The following is a 6,555-nucleotide window of genomic DNA, read 5'->3' on the forward strand; positions in this document are numbered from 1 at the left end:
CTCTCTAGCGCTCGCCGCCGGCAGCGCCGCCCGGCTCGGCCGTGATCACGATGTCGAGCCCGAGGTCGAGAGCAGGCGCGCTGTGGGTAAGCGCCCCCACCGAAATGACATCGACGCCGGTCTCGGCGATCGCGCGCACGGTGTCGAGCGTCACGCCGCCGCTCGCTTCGACCGTGGCACGGCCGGCGATAATCGCCACCCCCGCCCGCAGGTCGCCGAGGCTGAAGTTGTCGAGCATGATCGTGTCGGGCTCTGCGGCGAGCACCGCTTCGAGCTGGGCGAGATGATCGACCTCGACTTCGAGGTGCATCGTGTGCGGGATGCGCGCACGCACGATGCGAATCGCCTCGGTGAGGCCAAAGCCGTGCGCCCCGAGCACGGCAAGATGGTTGTCTTTCAGCATCACCGCGTCGCTGAGCGAGTGTCGGTGATTGTGCCCACCGCCCGCGCGCACGGCAGACTTCTCGAGCACGCGAAGCCCCGGCGTGGTCTTGCGGGTGTCGACAATGCGCGCGTTCGTGTGCGCGACCGCCTTGACGTAGCTGCGGGTCAGCGTCGCGATGCCGCTCAACCGTTGGGAGAGGTTGAGCGCTACCCGCTCGCCCCGCAAGATGCTGCGCGCCGAGCCCGTGATCGTCGCGATGGCCGTGCCTGGTGCGAGCGGGTCGCCGTCGACGGTGTGGCGCTCGACGACGAGGGTCGGGTCGACGCGCGTGAACGCGAGCTCAAGGGGCAAGCCGCCGGCGAACACGCCGTCGACGCGGCTGACCACTCGAGCCGCGGCGGTTGCCGTCGAAGGGATCGCCGCCTCGCTCGTGGCGTCACCCCAGGGCGCGTCTTCGTCGAGCGCGCGGTCGACGATGGCCGTGATGGCCGCGAGCGTAGCGCCGTGCACCTCGTCGCTCATGCCGACACCTCCGCGCGGGCATCCGATCTCCACAATTCAGGAGAATCGGATGCGGGGCGCACGACGACACGCCGCACGCGCTGCGCGGGGTCGGTGTCAGGAAAGTCGTCGCGCCAGTGTGCGCCACGCGACTCGGTGCGGGTGAGCGCAGCGGCGGCGGTCAATCGCGCGAGCGGCAGCAGCGAGCGGGCTTCGTCGTCGGCGGGGCGAGCATCCTCGAGTTCTCGGGCGAAATCGGCCATCTCGTCGCCGTTCCGTTCAAGCCCGAGCGCCTCCCAGGCGCGATCACGGATGCGGTCAGCACTCCACGCGACTGTTCCGTCTGCGAGGGCGTCGGCCGCGATCTCGCGCACGAGCGACACGGGGGTGTCGAGCTCGCCGCCATACGGCGACTCCTGAATTGTGGAGGTCGACGTGGAGCCCGTGTCGCTTAGGGCGGGCAGGGGCAGCGCCGGCACCGAGCCCGCGGCCCCGACGGCGTCGCCCGCGCGCCAGCCCACGACGAGGGCCTCGAGCAGCGAGTTGGACGCGAGGCGGTTGGCCCCGTGCACGCCCGTCGACCCGGTTTCGCCCACAGCGAACAGGCCCGGCACCGTCGTGCGGCCATCCATGTCGGTGAGGGCGCCGCCCATCGCGTAGTGCGCCGCGGGCGTCACAGGCACCGGTTCACGCGCCCAGTCGACGCCGGTCGCGCGCACGAGTGCGTCGATCGTCGGGAAGCGCTCGGCGAGCACGGCGGCGCCGAGCATCGTCGCGTCGAGCAGCACCGGCCGGCCATCCTGCGCCCGCATCTGGCGGGCGATCGCGCGCGCCACGATGTCGCGCGGCGCGAGCTCGGCACGCGGGTCGACGTCGAGCATGAAGCGGCGGCCTTCGGCGTCGAGCAGCGTCGCCCCCTCGCCGCGCACGGCCTCGGAGACGAGCCCGCCCCCGGCGAGCACGGTCGGGTGGAACTGCACGAACTCGAGGTCGGCGATCGCCGCCCCGGCCGCATAGGCGAGGATCACGCCGTCGCCCGTCGACACCGGCGGATTGGTCGTGTGGCGGTAGAGCCGCCCGTTACCGCCCGTCGCGAGGATCACGGCGTCGGCCGCGACCTCGGCGACACCCTCCGGCCCCTCGACGACCGCACCCGCGATCGCGCCGTCGCGCATGATGAGCGAGGTCGCGCGCGCGAATTCTCGGGCCCGGATGCGCCCCTCGCGCACGGCGGCGGCCAGGGCCGTCTCGATCACGCGCCCCGTCGCATCCCCGCCCGCGTGCAGCACGCGGGCGACCGAGTGGGCGGCCTCGAGCCCGCGAGCCCAGTCGCTCACCTCGTCGAAGGGTGCGACGGCGCCCTCGGCCGGGTCGAAGGCCACCCCGAGGGCGACGAGGTCGTGCACCCGGGCGGGCCCCTCGGTGCAGAGCACGTCGACGGCGGCAGGATCGCTCAGCCCGGCCCCGGCGATGAGCGTGTCGCGCGCGTGAAGCGCCGCCGAGTCGTCGGGGAAGACGGCGGCCGCGATGCCGCCCTGCGCCCAGGCGGTCGAGCCGGCCGTGAGCACGTCTTTCGTGACGATCGTGACGTCGTGCCGGCGGGCGGCCCGCAGAGCGGCGACGAGGCCGGCCATGCCGCTGCCGATGACGAGGATGTGGGCCACGGGTCAGTCCCGCGGCTTGGCCGCGAGCATGCGCTCGAGCGCGAGCTTGGCGTCGGCCTGCACACCCGCGTCGACGACGATCTCGTTGACGACGCGGCCCGCGACGAGCTCTTCGAGCACCCAGGCGAGGTAGCCGGGGTGGATGCGGTACATCGTCGAGCACGGGCAGATGACGGGGTCGAGGCAGAAGATCGTGTGCTGCGGGTACTCGGCCGCGAGCCGGTTCACCATGTTGACCTCGGTGCCGATGGCGAACGTCGTCGGCTCCGTCGCCCCCGCGACGGCGCGCCGGATGTAGTCGGTCGAGCCCGCCTCGTCGGCCGCGTCCACGACCTCCATGGGGCACTCCGGGTGCACGACGACCCGCACATCCGGGTACTGCGAGCGCGCGGACTCGATCTGCGCGACCGTGAAGCGCTTGTGCACGCTGCAGAAGCCGTGCCAGAGCACGACGCGAGCATCGAGCAACTGCTGAGCCGTCGAGCCGCCGAGCGGCTTGCGCGGGTTCCACATCGGCATCTGCTCGAGCGGCACGCCCATCGCCTTGGCGGTATTGCGGCCGAGGTGCTGGTCGGGGAAGAACAGCACGCGCTGCCCCCGCTCGAAGGCCCACTCGAGCACCGTCTTGGCGTTCGAGGAGGTGCACACGATGCCGCCGTTGGCTCCGCAGAACGCCTTGAGCGCGGCGGAGGAGTTCATGTAGGTGACGGGGATGATCGGCGCGCGCCCCTCGGCGTCGGGCTCGGCCCCGTAGACGGAGAGCAGCTCGTCCCACGCCGCTTGCACCGAGTCGATGTCGGCCATATCGGCCATCGAGCATCCCGCGGCCAGATTCGGCAGGATCACCGTCTGCGAATCGCGGGCCAGAATGTCAGCCGTCTCGGCCATGAAGTGCACGCCGCAGAAGACGATGTACTCGGCGTCGGGCTTGGTCAGTGCGGCGTTGGCGAGCTGGAACGAGTCGCCGAGGAAGTCGGCGTGCTGCACGACCTCGTCGCGCTGGTAGAAGTGGCCGAGAATGACGAGGCGGTCGCCGAGGGCCTCTTTCGCGGCGCGGATGCGGGCGTGCAGCTCGTCGTTCGAGGCCACCTGGTACTGCTCGGGCAGGGCGGCCTGGCGCGGCGAGCCGGTGGGGATGACGTCGTGCATGGACGAGCCGGGGCCGTACCCGGGGATCGGGTCGAACTGCCACGGGCCCTCGTCGAGCTCGGGCGTGCAGGTCTCGCCCGGAGCCTGGCCGTTCGTGATCAGGCGGATGGTCGTGGCGACGCTGGCGTCGATCGTGGTCATGCGGGGATCCTCGTGTCGGGCCGGGCCGCGGCGGCGGCGCGACGGCTCAGGGGGCCGGCGTCGACGAGGTCGACGGCGCCGGTGTAGCGGTAGAGGCGCGGCGGGCGGTGGCGGCCGCCCGTGACGACCTCGCCCGTGGGCTCGATGACGCCGCTCGTCTCCATCTGACGGCGGAAGTTCGCGGGGTCGAGCGGCTTGCGCAGCACGGCCTCGTACACCTCGCGCAGCTCGGCGAGCGTGAACCGCGGGCCGAGGAAGGCGTGCGCGATGCGCGAGTACTCCATCTTGGTGCGTAGCCGCCAGAGGGCGTAGTCGACGATGAGGTTGTGGTCGAAGGCGAGGTCGGGCAGCTCATCGGCGGCGAACCACCGCACGTTCTCGCCGAGGGTCACCCGCTCGGCCTCGTCGGGACGCACGAGCGCCCAGTAGACGATCGAGACCAAGCGCTGGTCGGGCGAGCGGTCGACGTCGCCGAAGGCATAGAGCTGCTCGAGGTAGGTGGGCTCGAGGCGCGTCGTCTCGCCGAGGTTGCGGCGCGCCGCGCCCTCGAGGCTCTCGTCGACGCGCACCATGCCGCCGGGCAGCGCCCAGCTGTCGAGGTAGGGGTCGCGCGTGCGCCGCACGAGCGGCAGCCAGACGCTCGGTGCGCCGGTCGCGTCGGCCCGCAGCGCAAAGATGACGGTCGAGACGGCGAGCCCCAGGCCGATCGTCGTGGTCATGGATGCTCCTTCCGCTCGCAACCCCGTGTAACAGTCATGCTGACCTGAACCGAGTCTAGCACTTCGGGTGCGGGTGACACGAACACGGAGGCCCCGCGTCACGGGCGCAGAGCATCCACCCACCAGAATGGGGCTGTGGACGACCTCTTCGTGATCCCCCTCTGGGTCGACCTGCTCGCGGTCGGAATCGGCGCGCTGCAGGGCGCGCTGTTCGCGGCGCAGTTCCGCGACCGGCGGCTCGACTGGCTCGGCGTGGCGATCATCGGCATCGTCGTCGGGTTCGGCGGCGGTCTGCTGCGCGACCTGCTGCTCGACGTGCCGCTCGCGCCCCTGCAGTCGAACTGGTACGTCGTCGTCGCCACCGCGGCCGCCCTGCTCGGCATGCTGCTCGAGCGCGTCTTCTCGCGCCTCAACCGCTTCATCACGGTGCTGGATGCCCTCACCATCGGCCTCTTCGGCGCGATCGGCACGACCAAGGCGCTCGCGCTCGGCCTGCCCGAGGTCGCCGCCGTGTTCGTGGGCGTGCTCGCCGCGGTCGGCGGGTCGATCCTGCGCGACCTGCTGCTGAACCTGCCGATCGCGCTCATGCACGTCGGGTCGCTCTACGCCGTCGCCGCGGCCGCCGGCTCGGGCACGATCGCTGTGCTGCTCGCCCTCGACGTCGACGTGCTCGTCGCGGGTGCGATCGGCGTGGCCATCACGTTCGGCGTGCGCGTGGCCTCGGTGCTGTTCGGCTGGAGCCTGCCCGAGCAGCGCGCGATCACGCGCCTGCCCAAGCTGCCCGCCCTGCCCAAGCGCGGGCGGCGCGACGACGATGCCGCGGCCGACCGCGGGCGCACGGTCACGACGGCGACCGGGGTGATCCACCTGCACCCGACGACCTCGTCGATCCCGGTGGTCGGCTCGGAGCCGCGCGCGCGCCGCCGCTCCCCCATCCCCGGCGCGAGCCAGCGGCGCGGGTAGCCAAGCCGCCCGGCCCGGCCGGGTCTCCACAATTCAGGAGCGCGCGGGACGAGCCGGCCGCGACACGCCGACGCGCGCCTCGGCAGGTATCCCGTCACGACGTTCTTCCTGAATTGTGGAGATGCTGCTCGGCGGGGTGCGGGCAGCCCAACGACTGCGGCAGGATACGGGCGTGACTCTTCTCATCACGGGCGGCACCGGAACCCTGGGCCGCCCCACCGTCGAGGCGCTGCGCGCGGGCGGGCACGAGCCGCGCATCCTGAGCCGTCGCCCCGGGCCCGGGCACGTCGTCGCCGACCTGCATTCGGGCGCCGGGCTGCCCGCAGCGCTCGCGGGCGTCGAGACCGTGCTGCACCTCGCGACGAACCGGCGGTCGGATGCTCGCGCGACGCAGAACCTCCTGCATGCTGCCCGTTCCGCCGGTGCGCGGCACATCGTGTACCTGTCGATCGTCGGCGTCGACGCCGTGCCGCTCGGCTACTACCGCTAGAAGCTCACGTGCGAAGAGCTCGTCGGCGGGTCGGGCGTGCCGTTCACGATCCTGCGCGCGACGCAGTTCCACGACTTCGTCGCCGGAGCCTTCCGCGCGCAGCGGCGGCTGCCGAAGGTGATCACTGTCGACGTGCCGTTTCAGCCGATCGACACGCGCGCCGTCGCGGTGCGGCTCGCGTCGCTCGTCGGCGCGGAGCCCGCGAACGGGCGGGTCGACGACCTCGGCGGGCCCGAGGTGCTGCCGATGGCCGAGCTCGCGCGCCAGTGGCTCGTCGCGCGCGAGGAAGCCTTGAAGACGGCGGCCAGCGTGATCCGCGCAACGCCGGAGGAAGTGCCCGCGCGGCTCGCTGCGCTAATGGACGAGCGCAAGCGGCTCGAAAAGGAGCTGGCCGAAGCCAAGAAGGCACTGGCCTTGGGCGGCGGCGGCACCGGCGGGGCGGCGGCGCCTGCGGATGAAGCTATCGCGGGCGTCAATTTCAGCGGGCAGGTGCTCGACGGGCTCGACCCCAAGGAACTGCGTCCGCTGCTCGATGCGGCCAAG

At 72.2% G+C, this 6,555-nt stretch carries 5 protein-coding genes and 2 pseudogenes; 3 read left to right on the plus strand and 4 right to left on the minus strand.

Features of this window, described 5'->3' with window-relative positions; translation table 11 throughout:
• Window positions 1-4 precede the first annotated feature (4 nt).
• Genes nadC through ACK4HH_RS02330 form a run of 4 tightly spaced genes read right to left on the minus strand, consistent with a single transcriptional unit; the run spans window position 5 to window position 4,559 of the window.
• Complete coding sequence (gene nadC / locus ACK4HH_RS02315; protein ID WP_409647967.1) at window positions 5-907, minus strand: carboxylating nicotinate-nucleotide diphosphorylase; 903 nt, start codon at window positions 905-907, stop codon at window positions 5-7.
• Window positions 904-2,550 (minus strand): L-aspartate oxidase, encoded by a 1,647-nt coding sequence (gene nadB, locus ACK4HH_RS02320; protein ID WP_409647969.1) that lies wholly within the window; start codon window positions 2,548-2,550, stop codon window positions 904-906. Before nadB ends, nadC begins: the two co-directional genes overlap by 4 nt.
• A gap of 3 nt (window positions 2,551-2,553) precedes the next feature.
• Window positions 2,554-3,840, minus strand: coding sequence for a quinolinate synthase NadA (gene nadA, locus ACK4HH_RS02325; RefSeq protein WP_409647971.1), 1,287 nt, complete (start codon window positions 3,838-3,840; stop codon window positions 2,554-2,556).
• Entirely contained in the window at window positions 3,837-4,559 is a 723-nt protein-coding gene (locus ACK4HH_RS02330) for an NUDIX hydrolase (RefSeq protein ID WP_409647973.1), read from the minus strand. The genes nadA and ACK4HH_RS02330 overlap by 4 nt, the downstream gene beginning before the upstream one ends.
• A 135-nt stretch (window positions 4,560-4,694) precedes the next feature.
• On the opposite strand from ACK4HH_RS02330, the pseudogene ACK4HH_RS02335 reads away from it, so the two are divergent.
• The 3 genes and pseudogenes from ACK4HH_RS02335 to ACK4HH_RS02345 form a co-directional block, all read left to right on the plus strand.
• Window positions 4,695-5,336: pseudogene (locus ACK4HH_RS02335) on the plus strand (trimeric intracellular cation channel family protein); the annotation flags it as partial.
• A gap of 358 nt (window positions 5,337-5,694) precedes the next feature.
• Window positions 5,695-6,012, plus strand: a complete 318-nt coding sequence (locus tag ACK4HH_RS02340) for an SDR family oxidoreductase (protein WP_409647975.1) — start codon at window positions 5,695-5,697, stop codon at window positions 6,010-6,012.
• Window positions 6,013-6,048: 36 nt separating this feature from the next.
• A pseudogene (locus tag ACK4HH_RS02345) lies at window positions 6,049-6,555 on the plus strand (hypothetical protein); the annotation flags it as partial.

Source organism: Microcella sp. (genome assembly GCF_046296455.1).
Classification (GTDB): Bacteria; Actinomycetota; Actinomycetes; order Actinomycetales; family Microbacteriaceae; genus Microcella.